The sequence below is a fragment of the Streptomyces sp. NPDC050625 genome, assembly GCF_040654755.1.
GTDB lineage: Bacteria > Actinomycetota > Actinomycetes > Streptomycetales > Streptomycetaceae > Streptomyces.
This window is the reverse complement of sequence record NZ_JBFAIQ010000051.1, coordinates 1-19,835: the sequence shown is the minus strand read 5'-3', so window position 1 is coordinate 19,835 and position 19,835 is coordinate 1. Positions and strand designations below refer to the sequence as shown.

The following is a 19,835-nucleotide window of genomic DNA, read 5'->3' as shown; positions in this document are numbered from 1 at the left end:
CCGGTCAGGCGTCGGTCCCGGACCGGAGCCTCTCGGTGATGACGCGCCCGATGTCCGCCAGATGCGCGGACTGCAGCATGTCGTCGTGGGCGGCGGCGATCTCGTGCGCCACGACGTCCCCCGCGGTGTAGGGACGCCAGCTGTCCACCGCCTCCGCCACCGGCAGGTCCTCGGGCCGGTCCTCGGTCGCGACGAACAGCAGGACGTCACCGCCGAAGCGAGGGGGCGTGTGGTTGCGGGAGATACCGACCGCGTTCCGCATGACCTCCTCCATGTTGGTCATCAGCGGACCGCTCACGCCCATCGGCATTTCGCCGCCGTCCGGGGAGGTGTGGAACTCGCGCCGCTGCTCCGGCGCCGAGTGGGTCTCCCCCGCCTCGTCGTCGCCGACGAGGGCCCGGCCGAGCCCGGCGGGGTACGAGTCGAGCAGGGCGACCAGGGCGGCCTGCTCGCCGAGTTCCTCCAGCCGAGCGGCGATCGCCTGCGCGATCACACCGCCGAAGGACCAGCCGAGGAGGTGGTACGGGCCGCTGGGCTGCAGCCCCCGGATCTGCTCGACATAGTCGGCGACCATCTCCTCCATGCTCTGCGGCAGCGGCTCGGGCCCGGCCAGCCCGCGCGCCTGCACGCCGTAGACCGGCAGGTCCGACGGCAGGTGCTGGAGCAGGGCCGCATAGCCCCAGCTGAGACCGGTGCTGTGGTGCACACAGAACAGCGGCGGGCGGCTGCCCTCGGCCCGCAGCGGCAGCAGCACCTCCAGGTCGTCGCGATTGCGGACCTTACGGCGCGCCGTCATGGAACCTCCGTACCGGTCCTGCCCCTTGTCCCGCAGGGCGATCAGGCCCTCGGCGGTGCGTTTCGCCCGCTCGCCGGTACGGACCATCCGCGCCCCCGCGGGCCCGAACGGACACGCCACGAAGCGCGAGCCCGTCCGGCCGGGCCGGCCCGCATAGCCGCGGGCCGACGAGGTACCCGCCACATACAGGTCGCCCACGGCTCCCGGCGGTACCGGGCGCAGGAAGTCGTCCAGCACGAACGCGCGGGTGTTGGCGACCGGACCGCCCGCGGGCGGCTCCGCCGACAGCGTGCCGGAGGGGGCGCGGTGCTGCCCGGAGGCGGTGCGGTGCTCCTCGGCGGGGGTGCTGTGCTCCTCGGCGGGGGTGCGGTGCTCCCCGGAGGGGGTGCGGTGCTCCCACCACGCCCCGCCGGCCTCGGCCGCGCCCTGGACGGCCACCAGCCGGGACTGCGGGTGTTCCGCCCGCCGACGGTGCAGATCCTCCGCGACCGCCGAGGAGCCGTGGCCCATCGTCCATACTTCCGCGAACTCCGGTCCGTCGCCCACGATTTGTCCGTCGGCGATGTGTCCGTCCGGGAGCTGACCGGCGGTGGTGACCAGCACCGCGGTGCCGTCCGTCGTGGCCGCCACCGGCCGCGCACCGGGTGCACCGAGTCGTACGGTCACGCCCGCGCACAGCGCCGCGAGCACTGGCGCGAGCAGGGCGGCCTGTGCCTGGACGGGGGCCCGCCCGTCGAGCACCAGCTCCGCCGACTCCGCCGGCAGCGATCGCATCCGGTGGGCCACCAGATTGAGCAGTGCCCGGTGCTCGATCACCGCGACCTCGCCGAGGCCGTCCTCCGGCGAGACGGGCAGCAGCAAGGCCGCGCTGCCCGGCAGCGGCCGCGGCGGCACCGCCACGTTCTCCCGCGCCCCGGTCGCCTTCTGCTCCTCCTCCAGCGCGACCACCGGGATCGTGACGTCCTCGGGCACCACCCCGGCGATGGTCGCGGGGCACACCAGCGCCGTGGCGCCGGACTCGCGCACCAGTTCACCGACCTCCTCCACGGGCCGGTCCGGTCCGGCGAACAGACAGACGGCACCGGCCTCGAACACACCGAGCGCGCCGACCACGACACCACTGCTCGGCGGCACGGCCACCATCACGACGTCGTCGGCCCCGATCCCCTGCTCGGACAGCCGCCGCGCGAGCCGCGAGCCCGCGTCCCGCAGCGCCGCGTACGTCAGCGCGGTGTCCTGGCCCTGCTCCACGAGGGCGACCGCGTCCGGGGTGCGGGCCGCCCGGGCTGCCAGCAGCTCGACCACGGTGCCCGCCGGCACCTCGGCCGCCGTGGCGTTCCACACCTCGACCACCCGCTGGTACTCGGCCGGGTCCAGGAGCACGTCCACCTGGCTCAGACGCAGTTCGGGATCGGCCGCGACCTGTTCGAGCACCCGCACCAGCCGGCCGGCCAGCGCCTCGACGGTGGCCCGGTCGAACAGCTCCGTCGCGTACCGGATCACGCCGTCGATGCCGTCCGGTGTGCCGTCGTCATGGCTCCGCTCGGTGAGGCTGACGGTCAGATCGAGTTCGGAGGACTCCGTCCCCACGTCCAGTCGCCTGGTGCTCAGGCCCGGCATCTCGGAGGTGTCCCACTTCTCCGCGTCGTCGTCGTGCACCTCCAGGAGTACCTGGAAGACGGGGTGGTGCGGCGCCGCCGGTTCGGGCAGGGGCAGCACCTCCACCATCCGCTCGAACGGCAGGTCCCGGTAGAGCAGCGCCTCCTGGTGGGCGTCCCGCGACCGGCCGATCAGCTCCAGGAAGGTCGGGTCGCCGGAGGTGTCCGTACGCAGCGGCAGCGGGCCGGCGAACGGGCCCACCACACCTTCCAGGCTGTCCTCGGCCTCCTGGCGCGGCAGTACGGTGCCGAGCGTGACGTCCGTGCCCGCCCCCAGCCGGCTGAGCAGCAGCGCGAGCGCCGCGTGCACCACGATGAACGCCGAGGGCGAGCCGCCGGACTGCGCCGCCTCCATCAGCCGGTCGTGCGCCTCGGCGCCCAGGCGCAGCGGTACCGCGTCCACCCGACGCGACGGCGACGCCTGCCGCGGCCGGTCGGCCGGCAGCTCGGTGTCGGCGCCGAGGCCCGCCAAGGTCTCCCGCCAGTACTCCACCTGATCGCTGATCAGGCTGTCCGGCCGCTCCTCGCCCTTGAGCAGCTCCCGCTCCCACAGCGCGTAGTCCGCGAACTGCATGGGCAGCGGCGCCCGTTCCGACACCCGGCCCTCGCGCCGCGCGCCGTACGCCGCGGCGAGGTCCCGGACGAGCAGGTCCAGCGACGCGTCGTCCGCGGCGATCCGGTGGACGACGAGGAGCAGCACGCTGTCCTCCTCGGACAGCGGGAAGAGGTACGGCCGCCAGGGCGTCTCCCGTGCCAGGTCGAACCGGTGTGCGGCATGGGCGGCCAGCAGTTGCGGCAGCTCCTCCTCGGTCGCCGGCGTCACCGTCAGCGAGGGACGGGCCTCGTCGGGCTCCAGTACCCGCTGGCGGGGTACGCCGCCGGCCTCGGGGAAGAGCGTCCGCAGCATGTCGTGGCGCGCGGCGACGTCCCCGAGCGCCGCCCGGAGTCCGTCCTGGTCCAGTGGGCCGCCCAGGCGCAGCGCGACCGCGCTCTGGTAGGCCGTCGCGTCCTCGTGCCGGCGGTCCATGTGCCACGTACGGAGCTGGCCTGCCGTGAGGGGGATCTCCGCCGGGCGCTCGTCGGCCGGACGGAGGGCGGGGCGCACCTTCGAACCGAGCATCCGGGCGACGCCGACCGGGGTCGGGGCGCCGAAGAACTGCCGCATGCTCAGCTCGGCGCCGAGCTCGGTGCGGATCCGGCCGGCGAGGCGCATCGCGAGCGCCGAGTTGCCGCCCAGGTCGAAGAAGTTGGCGTCCGCGCCGATGCGTTCGACCTCAAGGACCTCGGCGAACAGTCCGCACAGGATCTCCTCCACCTCACCCTGCGGCATCAGCGCGGACACCTGGCCGCCGAAGTCCGGAGCGGGCAGGGCGTCGCGGTCGAGCTTTCCGTTGGGGGTCAGCGGCAGCACGGAGAGCGGCACGATCGCGGCGGGCACCATGTACTCCGGCAGGGCCTTGGCGATGTGCTCGCGCAGCAGGGCCGGGGCGAGTTCGGCGCCGGCGGTGACGGGGACGGCGTAGCCGACCAGCTGCGGGTCACCGGGGCCGTCGCTCCGGGCGACGACCGCGGCCTGGCCGACATCGGGGTGGGCGGCGAGCACCGCCTCGACCTCCCCGGGCTCGATGCGGAAGCCACGGATCTTGACCTGCTCGTCCGCCCGCCCCGCGAAGTGCAGCTGTCCGTCCGCGCTCCAGCGGGCCAGGTCGCCGGAGCGGTACATCCGCCGACCCGGCACGAACGGGCAGGCCACGAATCGTTCCGCGGTCTGCCCCGGACGGCCGACATAGCCGCGGGCCAGACCGGGACCGGCGATGTAGAGCTCGCCCACGGCACCGACGGGCACGGGCTGCAGGAAGTCGTCCAGCACGTACACCCGGGTGTTGGCCAGCGGACGGCCGATCGCGGGCGGCGCGTCATCGGGGCGGATGCCCGCGTCGAGCGGGACAGCGGTGGTGATCACGGTGGCCTCGGTGGGCCCGTAGGTGTTCCACACCGTCGCCTGGGGCCTCCACCGCGCGGCAAGGTCCGCGCTCAACCGCTCGGCGCCCAGCACCCAGTTGTCCACGCCGGGCACGGTGGCCGGGTCCAGCACCCCGAGCAGCGACGGCACCACACTGGCCGCGCCGACCCCGGAACTACGGATCATCTTCGCCAGCGCGGACGGGTCGCCCCGCTCCTCGCTGGACGCGATGGCCAGCGTGCCGCCCGCCGCCAGGGTGACGGCCACGTCGAGGACGGCGGCGTCGAAGCTGAACGAGGCGAACTGCAGCGTGGTGATGCCCTGTTCGGCACCGAGCACCGGACGCATCGCCTCGGCCAGATGCGCCACGCCACCGTGCGCGACGGCCACGCCCTTCGGGCGGCCGGTCGAGCCGGAGGTGTAGATCACATACGCCAGCCGGTCAGGGGACGGCAGCGCCTCCAGCGGCCGACCGGAGCGCGCCGCGACGGCCTCGGCGGCCTGGTCGAGCAGCACCACGTGCTCGGCCTCCCACGGCAACCCGGCCGGCGCCTCGGAGGTGGCGAGCACCACCGCCGTACCGCTGTCGGCAACCATGAACGCCAGCCGGTCCGCCGGATATTCGGGGTCCAGCGGCACGAACGCGCCGCCCGCCTTCCACACCGCCACTTCGCTCACGACCATGTCGATGCCGCGGGGCAGACACAGCCCCACCCGGGACTCCCGGCCGATCCCCAGATCGCGCAGATGGCGGGCCAACCGGTTGGAGCGCGCCTCCAACTCCGCGTACGAGAGCAGCTCTTTCCCGCACCGCACGGCCACCACGTCCGGCGCCAGTTCCGCCTGCTCGGCGATCCGCTCCACCAGCGTGCCCGACGGCATCGGACCCGTGGTGGCGTTCCACTCCTCGACCACCCGCGCACGCTCGGCCTCGCCCAGGAGGTCGATGGCGCTCAGGCGGGCGTCGGGGTCGGCGGCGACCTGCTCCAGCACCCGGGCCAGGCGCGCGGCCAACCCCTGGACGGTGCCCTCGTCGAACAGGTCGGCCGCGTACAGGATGCCGCCGCCGAGACCGGCCGGGGTGCCGTCGGCGTCACGTTCCTCGGCCAGGGTGACCGACAGGTCGAACCGGGCCGGCGGTGCGTCAGCGGCCGGGATCGGGGTGATCTCCAGTCCGGGCAGCTCCCAGCGGGAGTCGGGGACGTTCTGCAGTGCGAGCATCACCTGGAACAGCGGGTTCCGTGAGAGGGAGCGCGACGGGTTGAGCTCGTCCACCAGCCGCTCGAACGGCACGTCCTGATGCGCGTACGCCGCCAGATCCGCCTCGCGCACCCGCCCCAGCAGCTCGGCGAAGGTCGGGTCACCGCTGAGGTCCGTACGCAGCACCAGGGTGTTCACGAAGAACCCGGCCAGCTCCTCCAGTTGTGTGTCGCCGCGCCCCGCGATCGGAGTACCCAGCGGGATGTCGTCCCCGGCGCCCATGCGGGACAGCAGTACCGCGAGCGCCGCGTGCACCACCATGAACATCGTCGCCCGGCCCCGCCCCGCCAGCTCCACCAGCGAAGCGTGCGTGGCCGCGTCCACGCCGACCGGCACGCTCCCACTGCGGAACGAGGAAACCGCCGGGCGCAACCGGTCGGCCGGCAGCCGCAACTCCTGCGGCGCGCCTGCCAAGGCCTGCTTCCAGTAACCCAGTTGACCGCTGACGACGCTGTCCGGGTCGTCGAGGTCGCCCAGAGCGTCCCGCTGCCACAGCGCGTAGTCCGCGTACTGCACCGGCAGCGGTTGCCAGTGCGGCAACCGCCTCTCAAGACGCGCGGCGTACGCGGCCCGCAGATCCCGCGCCAGCACCCCCATCGACCACCCGTCCGACGCGATGTGATGCGTCACGACCAGCAGCACATGCTCACTCGGCGACACCCGCAGCAGCCACACCCGCCACGGCAGCTCCTTGCTCAGATCGAAGCCCCGCTTTGCGTACGTGGCCAGCCGATCCGCCAGCTCCTCCTCGCTCGTCTCGACCACGGACAGGCGCGGGCGGGCGGCCGGGCCGTGCAGGACGCGCTGTCGTGGGACGCCCTCGGACTGCGGGAAGACCGTGCGCAGGCTCTCGTGCCGCTCCGCGATATCGCCCAGCGCCGCGCGCAGGGCGGCCACATCCAGCTCACCGTCGAGCCGGAGCGCCAGCGGCAGGTTGTAGGCGGCCGCGGCCGCGCCCGAGTCTCCCTCGTCCAGCCGGTTGAGGAACCACATGCGCTGCTGCGCGTACGACAGCGGCAACACCTCCGGCCGTACCTGCGGCCGCAACGGCAACCGGCCGCTGCCGGACGCACCCTCGATCAGCCGCGCGACCCCCGCCACCGTCGGCGCACCGAACAACTCACGGATACTCACCTCCGCGTCCAGCACCGACCGCACCCGCGCCAACAACCGCATCGCCAGCAGCGAGTCACCGCCCAGACCGAAGAACGACGCCTCCGCACCGACCCGCTCCAGGCCCAGCACCTCCGCGAACAGCCCGCACAGCACCTCCTCGGTGGGCGTGGCCGGGGTGCGGCTCTCGTCGCGGGCAGTCGGATCGAGGGCGGGCAGGGCGGAGCGGTCGAGCTTGCCGTTGACGGTCAGCGGCAGCGCCTCAAGCTCCACGACGGCGGCCGGGACCATGTACTCCGGCAGGGACTTGGCGATGTGTTCGCGCAGCAGGGCGCTGTCGAACTCGGCGTCCGTGGCGGGGACGGCGTAGGCGACGAGTTGCCGGTCGCCGGGGCGGTCCTCGCGGACGACCACGGCGGTCTGGCCGACGTCGGGGTGAGCGGCCAGCGCCGCCTCGACCTCACCCAGCTCGATACGGAACCCACGGATCTTGACCTGCTCGTCCGCCCGTCCGACGAAGTGCAGCTGCCCGTCGGCCGACCAGCGGGCCAGGTCCCCGGAGCGGTACATGCGCCGGCCCGGTGTGAACGGGCAGGCCACGAACCGCTCGGCGGTCTGCCCCGGACGGCCGACATAACCGCGGGCGAGTCCCGACCCCGCGATGTACACCTCGCCCACGGCACCGACGGGCACCGGCTGCAGGAAGTCGTCCAGCACATACGTCCGGGTGTTGGCCAGCGGGCGGCCGATCGGCGGGGGCGCGTCCTCCGGAGACAGAGTGTCCTCAAGGAGAGTGGCGGTGCTGATGACGGTGGCTTCGGTGGGCCCGTAGGTGTTCCACACCCGTGCCCCGGCCCGCCAGCGGGCGGCCAGGTCGGCGCTCAACCGCTCGGCGCCCAACACCCAGTTGGACACCCCGGGCACGGCGGCCGGGTCGAGTACGCCGAGCAGCGAAGGCACCACACTGGCCGCCGAAACGCCCGAGGTGAGGAGCATTTCCGCGAGCGCGGCCGGGTCGCCCCGCTCCTCGCTGGAGGCGATGGCCAGCGTGCCGCCCGCGGCCAGAGTCACGGCCACGTCGAGAACAGCCGCGTCGAAGCTGAACGAGGCGAACTGCAGCGTGGTGATGCCCTGTTCGGCGCCGAGCACCGGGCGCATCGCCTCGGCCAGGTTCACCAGACCGCCGTGCGCGACCGCCACGCCCTTCGGACGGCCGGTCGAGCCGGAGGTGTAGATCACATACGCCAGTTGGTCGAGGCTCGGTGACGACCCCAGCGGCTGCTCCGGCTCCGCGGCGATCGCCTCCGCCGCCTCGTCGAGCAGCAGCACGTGCTCGGCTTCCAGCGGCACATCGCCGAGCGTGTCCCGCGTGCTGAGCACCACCGACGTACCGCTGTCGGCGACCATGAACGCCAGCCGGTCCGCCGGGTATTCGGGATCCAGCGGCACGAACGCGCCGCCCGCCTTCCACACCGCCAGCTCGCCCACGACCATGTCCACCCCACGCGGCAGACACAGCCCCACCCGCGACTCCGCGCCAACGCCCAGACGGCGCAGGTGGCGGGCCAGCCGGTTCGCCCGCGACTCCAGATCGCCGTACGAGACCGTCTCGTCCCCGCACCGCACAGCCGTGGCCTGCGGAGTGCCCTCGGCCCGTGCGGCGATGAGGTCCACTATCGAGCCGGACGGCAGCGGCCGCGCGGTGTCGTTCCACTCCTCCACCACCCGCGCACGCTCGGCCTCACCAAGGACGTCGATGTCGCTGAGGCGCAGCTGCGGTGTGGCCGCGATCTGCTCCAGCACCCGGGCGAGGCGCTGGGCCAGCCGCTGGGCCGTGTCCTCGTCGAACAGGTCGGCGGCGTAGAGGATGCCCCCGCCGAGACCGGCCGGGGTGCCGTCGGCATCGCGTTCCTCGGCCAAGGTGACGGAGAGGTCGAACCGGGCCGGTGGCGCCTCCATGGGCGGCAGCGGCGCAACCCGGAGACCGGGCAGGTCCCACTGTGCCTCCGGCACGTTCTGCAGCGCCAGCATCACCTGGAACAGCGGGTTCCGTGAGAGGGAGCGCGACGGGTTGAGCTCGTCCACCAGCCGCTCGAACGGCACGTCCTGATGCGCGTACGCCGCCAGATCCGCCTCGCGCACCCGCCCCAGCAGCTCGGCGAAGGTCGGGTCACCGCTGAGGTCCGTACGCAGCACCAGGGTGTTCACGAAGAACCCGGCCAGCTCCTCCAGTTGGGGCTCGCCCCGGCCGGCGACCGGGGTTCCGAGCGGGATGTCGTCGCCCGCGCCCATCCGGGACAGCAGCACCGCGAGCGCCGCGTGCACGACCATGAACATCGTCGCCCGGCCCCGTCCCGCCAGCTCGACCAGCCGGGCGTGCGTGGCCGCGTCCACCCCCACCGGCACGCTGCCACTGCGGAACGAGGCGACAGCGGGCCGCGGCCGGTCGGTGGGGAGCGCGATCTCCTCGCCAAGGCCTGCCAAGGTCCGCTTCCAGTAGCGCAGTTGGACGCTGATGATGCTGTCGGGGTCGTCGAGGTCGCCGAGCGCCTCGCGCTGCCACAGCGCAAAGTCCGCGTACTGCACCGGCAGCGGCTGCCGGTCCGGCATCCGGCCTTCGAGACGCGCGGCGTACGCGGCCCGCAGATCCCGCGCCAGCACCCCCATCGACCACCCGTCCGACGCGATGTGATGCGTCACGACCAGCAGCACATGCTCACTCGCCGACGCCCGCAGCAGCCACACCCGCCATGGCAGTTCCTCGCTCAGTTCGAAGCCGCGCTCGGACAGCTCGGCGAGCACCTGTACGACCTCGTCGGCGGCGGTGTCCACCACCGTCAGTGACGGCCGGGCCGCGTCGCCGTCGAGGATCCGCTGCCGCGGTACCCCCTCGACGCTCGGGAAGACGGTGCGCAGGCTCTCGTGCCGCTCCGCCATGTCGCCGAGAGCCGCCTCCAGGGCGGCCGTGTCCAGTTCGCCGGTCAGCCGGAGCGCCAGCGGCAGGTTGTAGGCGGCGGCCGCCGTGCCGGAGGCGGTCTCCTCTAGCCGGTTGAGGAACCACATGCGCTGCTGCGCGTACGACAGCGGCAACACCTCCGGCCGTACCTGCGGCCGCAACGGCAACCGGCCGGTCCCGGACGCACCCTCGATCAGCCGCGCGACCCCCGCCACCGTCGACGCACCGAACAACTCACGGATACTCACCTCCGCGTCCAGCACCGACCGCACCCGCGCCAACAACCGCATCGCCAGCAGCGAGTCACCACCCAGACCGAAGAACGAGGCCTCCGCACCGACCCGCTCCAGGCCCAGCACCTCCGCGTACAGTCCGCACAGCACCTCCTCGGTCGGGGTCGCCGGTCCCCTTCCGCCCTTGACCACCAGGTCGGGCGCGGGCAGCGCGGCGCGGTCGAGCTTGCCGTTGGGCGTCAGCGGCAGCGAGGCCAGCACCACGACCGCGGCCGGGACCATGTAGTCGGGCAACGAGGCCGCCATGAACTCCCGTAGTGCGCCGGTGTCCGGGGTGCCGTCCTGGCCGTTGGGGACGGCGTAGGCGATCAGGCGTGTCTCGCCCGATCCGTCCTCGCGGGCGATGACCGCCGCCTGGCCGACGCCGTGATGGGCGGCGAGTACGACCTCGATCTCGCCCGGCTCCACTCGGTGCCCGCGGATCTTCACCTGCTCGTCGGCGCGTCCGGCGAAGTGCAGTTGGCCGCCGGCGCTCCAGCGGGCCAGGTCGCCGGAGCGGTACATCCGCTGACCGGGCAGGAACGGGCAGGCCACGAACCGCTCCGCGGTCAGCTCCGGGCGGCCGACGTAGCCGCGTGCCAGGCCCGGCCCGGCGATGTACACCTCACCCACTGAACCCGCGGGAACCGGCTGGAGGAAGTCGTTCAGCACGAACACCCGGGTGTTGGCGATGGGCCGCCCGATCGCCGGGGGCGGGTCCTCAGGGGCGATGGCGCCGTCGATGGGGGTGGCGGTGGTGATGACGGTGGCCTCGGTGGGCCCGTAGGTGTTCCACACCCGTGCCTGCGCCCGCCAGCGGGCGGCCAGGTCGGCGCTCAACCGCTCGGCGCCCAACACCCAGTTGGACACCCCGGGCACCGTGGCCGGGTCCAGCACCCCCAGCAGCGACGGCACCACGCTCGCCACGCTCACACCCGCCGTACGGATCAACTCCGCCAACGCGGCCGGATCGCCCCGCTCCTCACTCGACGCGATGGCCAACGTGCCGCCGGCCCCCAGCGTGACAGCCACATCGAGAACAGCCGCGTCGAAGCTGAACGACGCGAACTGAAGTGCCGTCACACCCTGCTCCACGCCCAGCACCGGGCGCATCGCCTCCGCCAGGTTCACCAGACCGCCGTGTGCGACGGCCACGCCCTTCGGACGGCCGGTCGAGCCGGAGGTGTAGATGACATACGCCAGTTGGTCGAACTCCGGGGACGGCTCCGGCGCGTTCGCGGATTCCGCGGCGATTGCCTCCGCCGCGTCGTCAAGCAGCACCAGGTGTTCGGCTTCCAGCGGCACATCGCCGAGCGTGTCGCGCGTGCTGAGGACCACCGTCGTACCGCTGTCGGCGACCATGAACGCCAGCCGGTCCGCCGGGTATTCGGGATCCAGCGGCACGAAAGCGCCGCCCGCCTTCCACACCGCAAGCTCGCCCACGACCATGTCCACCCCACGCGGCAGACACAGCCCCACCCGCGACTCCGCGTCAACGCCCAGACGGCGCAGGTGGCGGGCCAGCCGGTTCGCGCGCGACTCCAGATCGCCGTACGAGACCGTCTCGTCCCCGCACCGCAGGGCCACCGTCTCCGGTGAGCACCGCACCCGGTCCCGGAACAGGTCGAGCAAGGTGTCGGACGGCACCGGACGGGCCGTGTCGTTCCACTCCTCAACCACCCGCGCGCGCTCGGGCGCGCCGAGAACGTCGATGTCGCAGACCCGGATCTGCGGATTCTCCGCGATCTGCTCCAGCACCCGCACCAGCCGGTCGACGACCGACATGGCGGCGTCGCGGTCGAAGAGGTCGGGCCGGTAGTCGAGCTTGAAGTGCATCCGGTCGGCCGGGACCACGACCAGCGTCAGCGGATAGTGCGCCGCTTCCTGCGCCCCGCCCGCGCGGATGGCGAAGCCGTCCGGGCTGGGCGGCCCGGCGGGCGGGCGGGGGTAGTTCTCGTACACCACAAGGGTGTCGAAGACCGCGCCGGCACCGGCGAGGCGCTGGACCTCGGGCAGCCCCAGGTGCTGGTGCGCCATCAGCGCGGACTGCCGAGCCTGCAGATCGGCGAGCAGCTCGGCGACGGGCTGGGCGGCGCCGAGTTGCGCCCGTACCGGGAGGGTGTTGAGGAAAAGACCGACCATCGACTCCACGCCGGGGAGTTCCATGGGCCGTCCCGCCGACGTGGCGCCGAAGACCACGTCGGTGCGTCCGGTCAGGTGTGCCAGCACGATCGCCCATGCGCCCTGGATTGCGGAGTTGACCGTCAGCCCCTGGCCACGGGCCAGTTGCACGACCCCCTGGGTCAGTTCCTCGGAGATCTCATGGATCACGTTCTCCGCGGCGACCGGCGGCCTGCCCGGGTCGGCCGGCGCGACCAGGGTGGGCTCCTCGACCCCCGCCAGCTCCGCGCGCCAGGCCGCCCGTGCCGCGGCCTTGTCCTGGCGGTTCAACCACGCCAGATACTCCCGGTAGGAGGTCGTGCGGGGCAATCCGGCGGTGCTGCCGCCCGCCGCGTACACCGCGGACAGCTCGGTGAGCAGGACCGGAATGGACCAGCCGTCCATGAGCACATGATGGCTGGTCATCACCAGCCGGTGCCGGTCCTCGGCAAGCCGGACGAGCAGCAGCCGCAACAGGGGCGCCACCGCCGGATCGAACTTCTCCACACGCTCCCGTTCCGCCAACCGCTCCAGCTCGGCGGCCGCATCGGCCTCCGCGAGCCCGGAGACGTCCGCCTCGTGCCACGGCAGGACGACCTCACGCGCGATGACCTGGACCGCCTCGCCGGACCTGCGCCGACGGAAGCACGCCCGCAGCGCCGCGTGCCTGGCCAGCAACGCCTCCCAGGATGCCCGCAGTTGACCGGCGTCGACCGGCCCGATCAGATCGAGCATGCGCTGCCCTTGATACACATCGGGGCCCTCGTCGCCGAAGGCCGCGTGGAAGAGCAGCCCCTCCTGCAGCGGCGACAGCGGCCAGACGTCCTCGACACGAGATCGGGTCATCGCTCTATCTCTCCCTACAGCGTTCAAAGCGCGCGTTAGTTGTGGTCCTCGGCGAATTCGGACTCGAACTCGTCAACTTCTTCTTGTGCAAGGTCGAGGAGTGGGAAGTCGGACGGGGTGTGGCCGCCGGCGGCGGGGTCGGTGGTGTGTGCGGCCAGGCCGTGCAGCATCTCCAGCCACAGCCCGCCGAGGCGTTCGGCCTCGGATTCCTCCAGCAGCCCGCCGGCCCAGCTGAGGGTGACGGTCAGCTCGGGGCCGTCCGGGGTGTCGCGGACGACGGCGCCGGCATCGAGGGCGTGCGCGACGGGGGCGTCGGGGTCGGCGGCACCGCCGACCGCCGTCTCGCCGGCCAGCTGCCAGGCACGGACGGGACCGGACTGCTCACCGGCGGTGAACCGGCCCAGGTAGTTGAACCCGACCTGGGGGGAGGGTAGTTGGGCCAGCACCTGGGCCGTGTCGGGGTTGAGGTGACGCAGCAGACCGTAGCCCAGTCCGTCCCCGGGCACGGCGCCCATCTGCTCCTTGACTGCCTTGAGCAGCGCTCCGGCAGCCGGGCCGCCGGAGCGGGCCTGGGGCAGGTTCACCCCGGCGGTGTCCAGCCGGAGGGGGTGAAAGCCGGTGAACCAGCCCATCGTGCGGGACAGGTCCACCCCTTCCACCGGCTCGCGGCCGTGGCCCTCGATGTCGACCAGGACCCGGCCGGCCGGACCTGGCCGCCAGGAGCAGATCGCGCCGGCCAGGGTGGCGAGCAGCACTTCGTGCAGCCCGCAGTGGAACACGGCCGCCGTCCGCCCGGCCAGCACCGCCGCCTGCTCCACGGGCAGGGTCCAGGAGCGATGCCTGAGCGTGCGTACGGTGTCCCGGTCCGGATCCAACTGCCGGACGCCGAGCAGCGGTTCCTCACCTCGGAGCAGTTCGGTCCACCCCGGCAGTTCGGCGCGCCGCTCGTCGCTGCGGGCCTGAGTGGTCAGCAGCTCCGCCCAGCGGCGGAACGACGTACCCGTCGGATCGAGGGCCGGTGTCCCGCCCGCGGCCACGGCCTCGTACGCGGCCTGTAGATCCGGCAGCAGGATCCGCCACGACACGCCGTCCACCGCGAGGTGGTGGACCACCAGCACCAGGCGGCCCACCCGTGCCGGCCCGGCATCGGCCCACACCACCTGCAGCAGTACGCCCGAGGCGGGATCCAGCCGCTCCACGGTTTCGCGGGCCGCCCGGTCCACCACCTGATCGAGGTCGCCGTCGGTGGCGTCGACGCGGCTGATCAGCGCGGCCGCGTCCACCGCTCCGGGCTCGCGCACCACCAGCCGCGATCCGCGGTCCTCGACGCGGGCGCGGAGCATGTCGTGCGCGTCGATGACGGCAGCGACGGCCGTGCCGAGCGCTGCCCGGTCGAGTCCGGCCGGTGCGCCGACGACCATCCACTGCGCGAACCGCGCGTCGGCGGCCCGTTCGCCCATGGCCTTCATCGCGGGCGTCCAGGCGACCTCGCCCACGCCATCGTCTGCGTCGCCGAGCGACTGGCCGTCGACGGGCTGGGCAACGAGAGCCAGGCGTTCGACGGTCTTCTCCTCGAAGACCTGCCGTGGCGTGACCACCCATCCGGCGCGCCGGGCGCGCGACGCCAACTGCATCGACATGATCGAATCGCCGCCCAACTCGAAGAAGCCGGCGTCGGCCGCGACCTCGTCCAGCCCCAGCACTTCGGCGAACAGCCCGCAGAACAGCTCCTCTTCGGGCGTGACCGGGGCCCGGCCAGCCATGCCGCCGGGCGCCTCGGGCGCGGGCAGAGCGGCCCGGTCCACCTTCCCGTTGACCGTCAACGGCAGCGCCTCCAGCACCACCACCGCCGACGGGACCATGTACTCGGGCAGCGTCTTGGCGACGTGCTCGCGCAGCAGTGCGGTGTCGAGTCCTGTGCCGGTGGCCGGGACGGCGTAGGCGACCAGTCGCTTGTCCCCCGGCCGGTCCTCACGGGCGACGACCACGGCCTGGCCGACGTCAGGGTGGGCGGCGAGCACGGCTTCGACCTCGCCGGGCTCGATACGGAACCCGCGGATCTTCACCTGCCCGTCCGCCCGCCCGGCGAAGTGCAGCTGCCCGTCCTCGCTCCAGCGCGCCAGGTCTCCGGAGCGGTACATCCGCCCACCGGGTACGAAGGGACAGGCCACGAACCGCTCCGCGGTCGGTGCCGCGCGGCCGACATAGCCGCGGGCGAGGCCGGAGCCGGCCACATACAACTCGCCGGTGATGTCCGGGGGGACCGGCCGGAGAAAGTCGTCCAGGACGAAGACCCGGGTGTTGCCGATGGGGCGGCCGATCGGCGGCGCGGGGTCCTGCGGCCGGCTGCCTGGGTCCAAGGGCGTCGCCGTGGTGATCACGGTGGCCTCGGTCGGCCCGTAGGTGTTCCACATCTTCGACCGGGCCGTCCACCGGGAGGCCAGGTCGGCGCTCAACCGCTCAGCGCCCAGCACCCAGTTCGTCACCCCGGGCACGGCGGCCGGATCCAGCACAGCGAGCAGCGACGGCACCACACTCGCCACGCCTACACCCGCCGTACGGATCAACTCCGCCAACGCGGCCGGATCGTCCCGCTCCTTGCTCGCCGCGATGGCCAGCGTGCCGCCGGCGGCAAGGGTGACGGCCACGTCGAGGACGGCCGCGTCGAAGCTGAATGAGGCGAACTGCAGCGTGGTGACGCCCTGTTCCGCGCCGAGGACCGGGCGCATCGCCTCCGCCAGGTTCGCCACACCGCCGTGGGCGACGGCCACGCCCTTCGGACGGCCGGTCGAGCCGGAGGTGTAGATCACGTACGCCAGGCGGTCGGGGCTCGGTGACGGCGACAGCGGCTCCGCCGACTCCGCGGTGATCGCCTGCTCGATCTCGTCGAGCAGCACGACCCGCACCGATGCCGGCGGCAGGCTGTCGAGCGCGTCGGTCGTAATCAGGGCCACTGTGGCCGCGCTGTCGGCGATCATGAACGCCAGCCGGTCGGCCGGGTACTGCGGATCCAGCGGTACGAAGGCACCGCCGGCCTTCCAGACGGCCAGCTCGCCGACGACCATGTCGACCCCACGCGGGAGACACAGCGCCACCCGCGACTCCGGACCGACCCCGAGGCGGCTCAGATACCGGGCCAGTTGGTTCGAGCGCGCCTCCAGCTCCGCGTACGACAGCTGCTCTGCCCCGCAGCGGACGGCCACGGCTTCCGGCAGGCGACGCGCCCACTCCTCGAACCGCTCCAGCACCGTGCCCGTCGGAACCGGCCGGGCGGTGTCGTTCCACCGCTCCACCACCGACGCCCGCTCCTCGCCGTCGAGCACCTCGATCTCGCCGACCAGGAGCCGAGGGTTGGCCGCGAGCTGCCGCAGCACCCGTACCAGCCGACACCCGGTCCGGGCGGCGGCGTCCCGGTCGAACAGGTCCGGCCGATAGGTCAGTTCGATCTGAAGCCGGTCGTGCGGGGTGATGCCCAGGGTGAGCGGAAAGTTGGTGGCCTGACGCGTCTCCAGGCCGGAGAAGGTGAGCACGTCGGGGTCGGACGGACGTGCCGGGGGCCGAGGGAAGCTCTCGTACACCACCAACGTGTCGAAGAGCGCCCCTGCTCCGCCGAGCTTCTGGATCTCTGCGAGGCCGAGGTGCTGGTGCGCCAGCAGAGCGGACTGCCGCGCCTGCAGTTCGGTGAGCAGATCACCCACCGGCTGTGCGGGGTCGAGCCGCACACGTACGGGGAGGGTGTTGATGAAGAGGCCGACCATCGACTCCACACCCGGCAGCTCCGGCGGCCGCCCGGCCACGGTCGCGCCGAAGACGACGTCACGGCGGCGGGCAAGGCGCGCCAGCACCAGCGCCCAGGCACACTGGACGACGGTGTTGACCGTCACCCCCTGGGCACGGGCCAGCTCCTCCAGCGCCCGAGTGGCCTCCTCGGACAGCTCGGTGGCGAACTCCTCCGGCAGCACCGCCACCCTGGCCGGGTCGGCCGGCACGATGAGCGTCGGCTCGTCGGCCCCGGCCAGCTCCGCCCGCCACGCGGCCCGCGCCGCCTCTTTGTCCTGACGGTTCAGCCAGACCAGATGGTCGCGGTACGACGCCGCCGCGGGCAGCGCCCGGGTGTCGCCGCCTGCCGCGTACACCGTGGACAACTCACCCAACAGGACGGGCATCGACCAGCCGTCCATCAGTATGTGATGGGTCGTCATGACGAGGCGGTGCCGGTCCGCGCCGAGCCGTATCAACAGCAGCCTCAGCAGCGGCGCGACCGCCAGGTCCAGCCGCTGCGCCCGCTCCTCGGCGGCCAGGGCGTCGGCCCGGGCCGCCATGCCCGCCTCCGGCAGGTCCGACAGGTCGATCTGCCTCCAGGGCAGCGTCACGTCGCGGGTGATGAGCTGCACGGGCTCACCCGATTTCCGCTCGTGGAAACTCGCCCGCAGGGCGGCATGGCGAGCCACCAGCGCCTCCCACGACGCCCGGAACCGATCGGCATCCAGGGGACCGTCGACCGCCAGGACGCACTGCATGGCGTAGACGTCGGGTCCTTGGTGATCGAAGGCGGCGTGAAAGAGCATCCCCTCCTGCAAGGGCGACAGCGGCCACACTTCTGCCAGGGCAGAGCCCTTGGCGGCGGTCGGCGACTTCACAGGGACCGTCCTCCTTCGAGTCGTGCGGCTATGGCTTCGAGTTCTTCGACCTCGTCCTGTGAGAGATCGAGGAGGGGGAAGTCTGATGGTGTGTGGCCGCCCGCGGTGGGCTCGTCGGTGGTGTGCGCGGCCAGGCCCCGCAGCATCTCCAGCCAGAGCCCGCCGAGCCGTTCGGCCGCCGCGTCGTCGAGGAGGCTGCCGGGCCAGCTGAGCGTGAGGGTCAGCTCCGGGCCGTCCGTGGTGTCGCGCACCACGGCACCGGCTTCCAGCGCGTGCGCCACGGGCATGTCGGGGTCGGCCGCGCCACCGACCGCCGTCTCGCCTGCCATCTGCCAGGCACGGACGGGGCCGGACTGCTCGCCGACGGTGAACCGGCCCAGGTAGTTGAACCCGATCTGGCGGCTGGGGAGTTGGGCCAGGGCCTCGGCCGTCTCCGGGTTGAGGTGACGGAGCAGGCCGTAGCCCAGTCCGTCACCGGGGACGGAACGCACCTGTTCCTTGACCGCCTTGAGCAGTGCGCCGACCGCTGGGCCGCCTGCAAGGGCTTCTGGCAGATCGGCAGGTGTTGTGTCCAGGCGGACGGGGTGGACGTTGGTGAACCAGCCCACCGTGCGGGACAGGTCCACACCTTGCACCGGCTCCCGGCCGTGCCCCTCTACGTCTATCAGCATGTTGGGGGCGTCGGTGGGGCGCCAGTGGGCAACCGCTCCGGCAAGCGTCGCGAGCAGTACTTCGTGCAGGCCGCAGTGGTACACCGTGGGCGTCTGGCCGGCCAACACGGCTGCCTGCTCGGCAGGTACGGCCCATGAGTGATGGCGCAGAGTGCGGACCGTGTCCCGGGCCGGATCCAACGGGCGGTCGCCGAGGGACGGTTCGTCGCCTTGGAGGAGTTCGGTCCAGGCTTGGAGTTCGGCGTGGCGTTCGTTGCTTCGGGCCTGGGTGGTCAGCAGCTCCGCCCACCGGCGGAAGGATGTGCCCACCAGGTCGAGGGTCGGTGTGCCACCCGCAATCGCTGTCTCGTATGCGGTCTGCAGGTCAGGCAGCAGGATCCGCCACGAGACGCCGTCCACTGCCAGGTGGTGGACCACCAGCACGAGACGGCCGGTGCGGGACGGTCCCGCATCCACCCACACGACCTGCACCAGCACCCTGGAGGCGGGGTCCAGGCGCTCCACTGCATCGCGGGCCGCGCGACCAGCGACTTCTTCCAGGTCACTGTCGGTGGTGAGGGTCGCGTCCACGTGGTGGATCAGCTCGGCTGCCGTCACGGTTCCCGGCTCACCGACCGTCAGTCGCGTCCCGTTGTCCTCGACGCGGGCGCGCAGCATGTCATGGGTGTCGATCACCGCGCCCACGGCCGTGGCCAGTGCCTGGCGGTCCAGCCCGGCCGGTGCGCCGACGACCGTCCACTGCGCGAAGCGGGATCCGATGACCGCCTGTTCGCCGAGTGCCCGCATCACCGGCGTCCAGGGCACCTCGCCCACGCCGTCGTCCGCCGCGTCGGCCGTATCGACGCCGACGGGCTGTGCCACCAGTGCCAGGCGTTCGACGGTCTTCGCCTCGAACACCTGCCGCGGCGTGACCACCCATCCAGCGCGTCGGGCCCGCGACGCCAACTGCATCGACATGATCGAGTCACCGCCCAGCTCGAAGAAGCCGGCGTCGGCCGCAACCTCGTCCAGCCCCAGCACCTCGGCGAAGATCCGGCACAGGGTCTCCTCGACCGCACCTTCCGGCGCCCGACCGGATCCCCGCTGCGCGAAGTCCGGTGCCGGCAGGGCAGCCCGGTCCACCTTCCCGTTGACCGTCAGCGGCAGCACGTCCAGCACCACCACGGCGGACGGGACCATGTACTCCGGCAGCGTCTCAGCCGCGTATGCACGCAGCGTGTTCGGCAGGTCCTCCGCGGACCGGTCCGAGAGACCCGCGACGACGTAGGCGACGAGTCGGCTGTCACCGGGTGTGTCTCCGCGTGCGATCACGGCCGACTGGGTGACTCGCGGGTGACTGTCGAGGACGGTTTCGATTTCGCCGGGTTCGATGCGATACCCACGGACCTTGACCTGCGTATCGGCACGCCCGAGGAACACCAACTCCCCCTCATCCGTCCACCGCACCACATCCCCGGTCCGATACATCCGCACCCCAGCAACGAACGGACACGCCACGAA

General features: G+C 72.6%; 3 protein-coding genes. All 3 read right to left on the bottom strand.

All coding sequences use genetic code 11. The features are described 5' to 3' along the window. Positions 1-4 precede the first annotated feature (4 nt). From AB0I54_RS44900 to AB0I54_RS44890, 3 genes are read right to left on the bottom strand one after another with little or no spacing between them, the layout of a single operon-like run. On the bottom strand, positions 5-13,024 hold the full coding sequence (locus AB0I54_RS44900) for an amino acid adenylation domain-containing protein (protein WP_363302160.1): 13,020 nt from the start codon (positions 13,022-13,024) through the stop codon (positions 5-7). Positions 13,025-13,059: 35 nt separating this feature from the next. Beyond that, entirely contained in the window at positions 13,060-17,664 is a 4,605-nt protein-coding gene (locus AB0I54_RS44895; protein WP_363302159.1) for an amino acid adenylation domain-containing protein, read from the bottom strand. After that, positions 17,661-19,802, bottom strand: a complete 2,142-nt coding sequence (locus AB0I54_RS44890; RefSeq protein WP_363302175.1) for a condensation domain-containing protein — start codon at positions 19,800-19,802, stop codon at positions 17,661-17,663. Before AB0I54_RS44890 ends, AB0I54_RS44895 begins: the two co-directional genes overlap by 4 nt. Between the last annotated feature and the right edge of the window lie 33 nt (positions 19,803-19,835).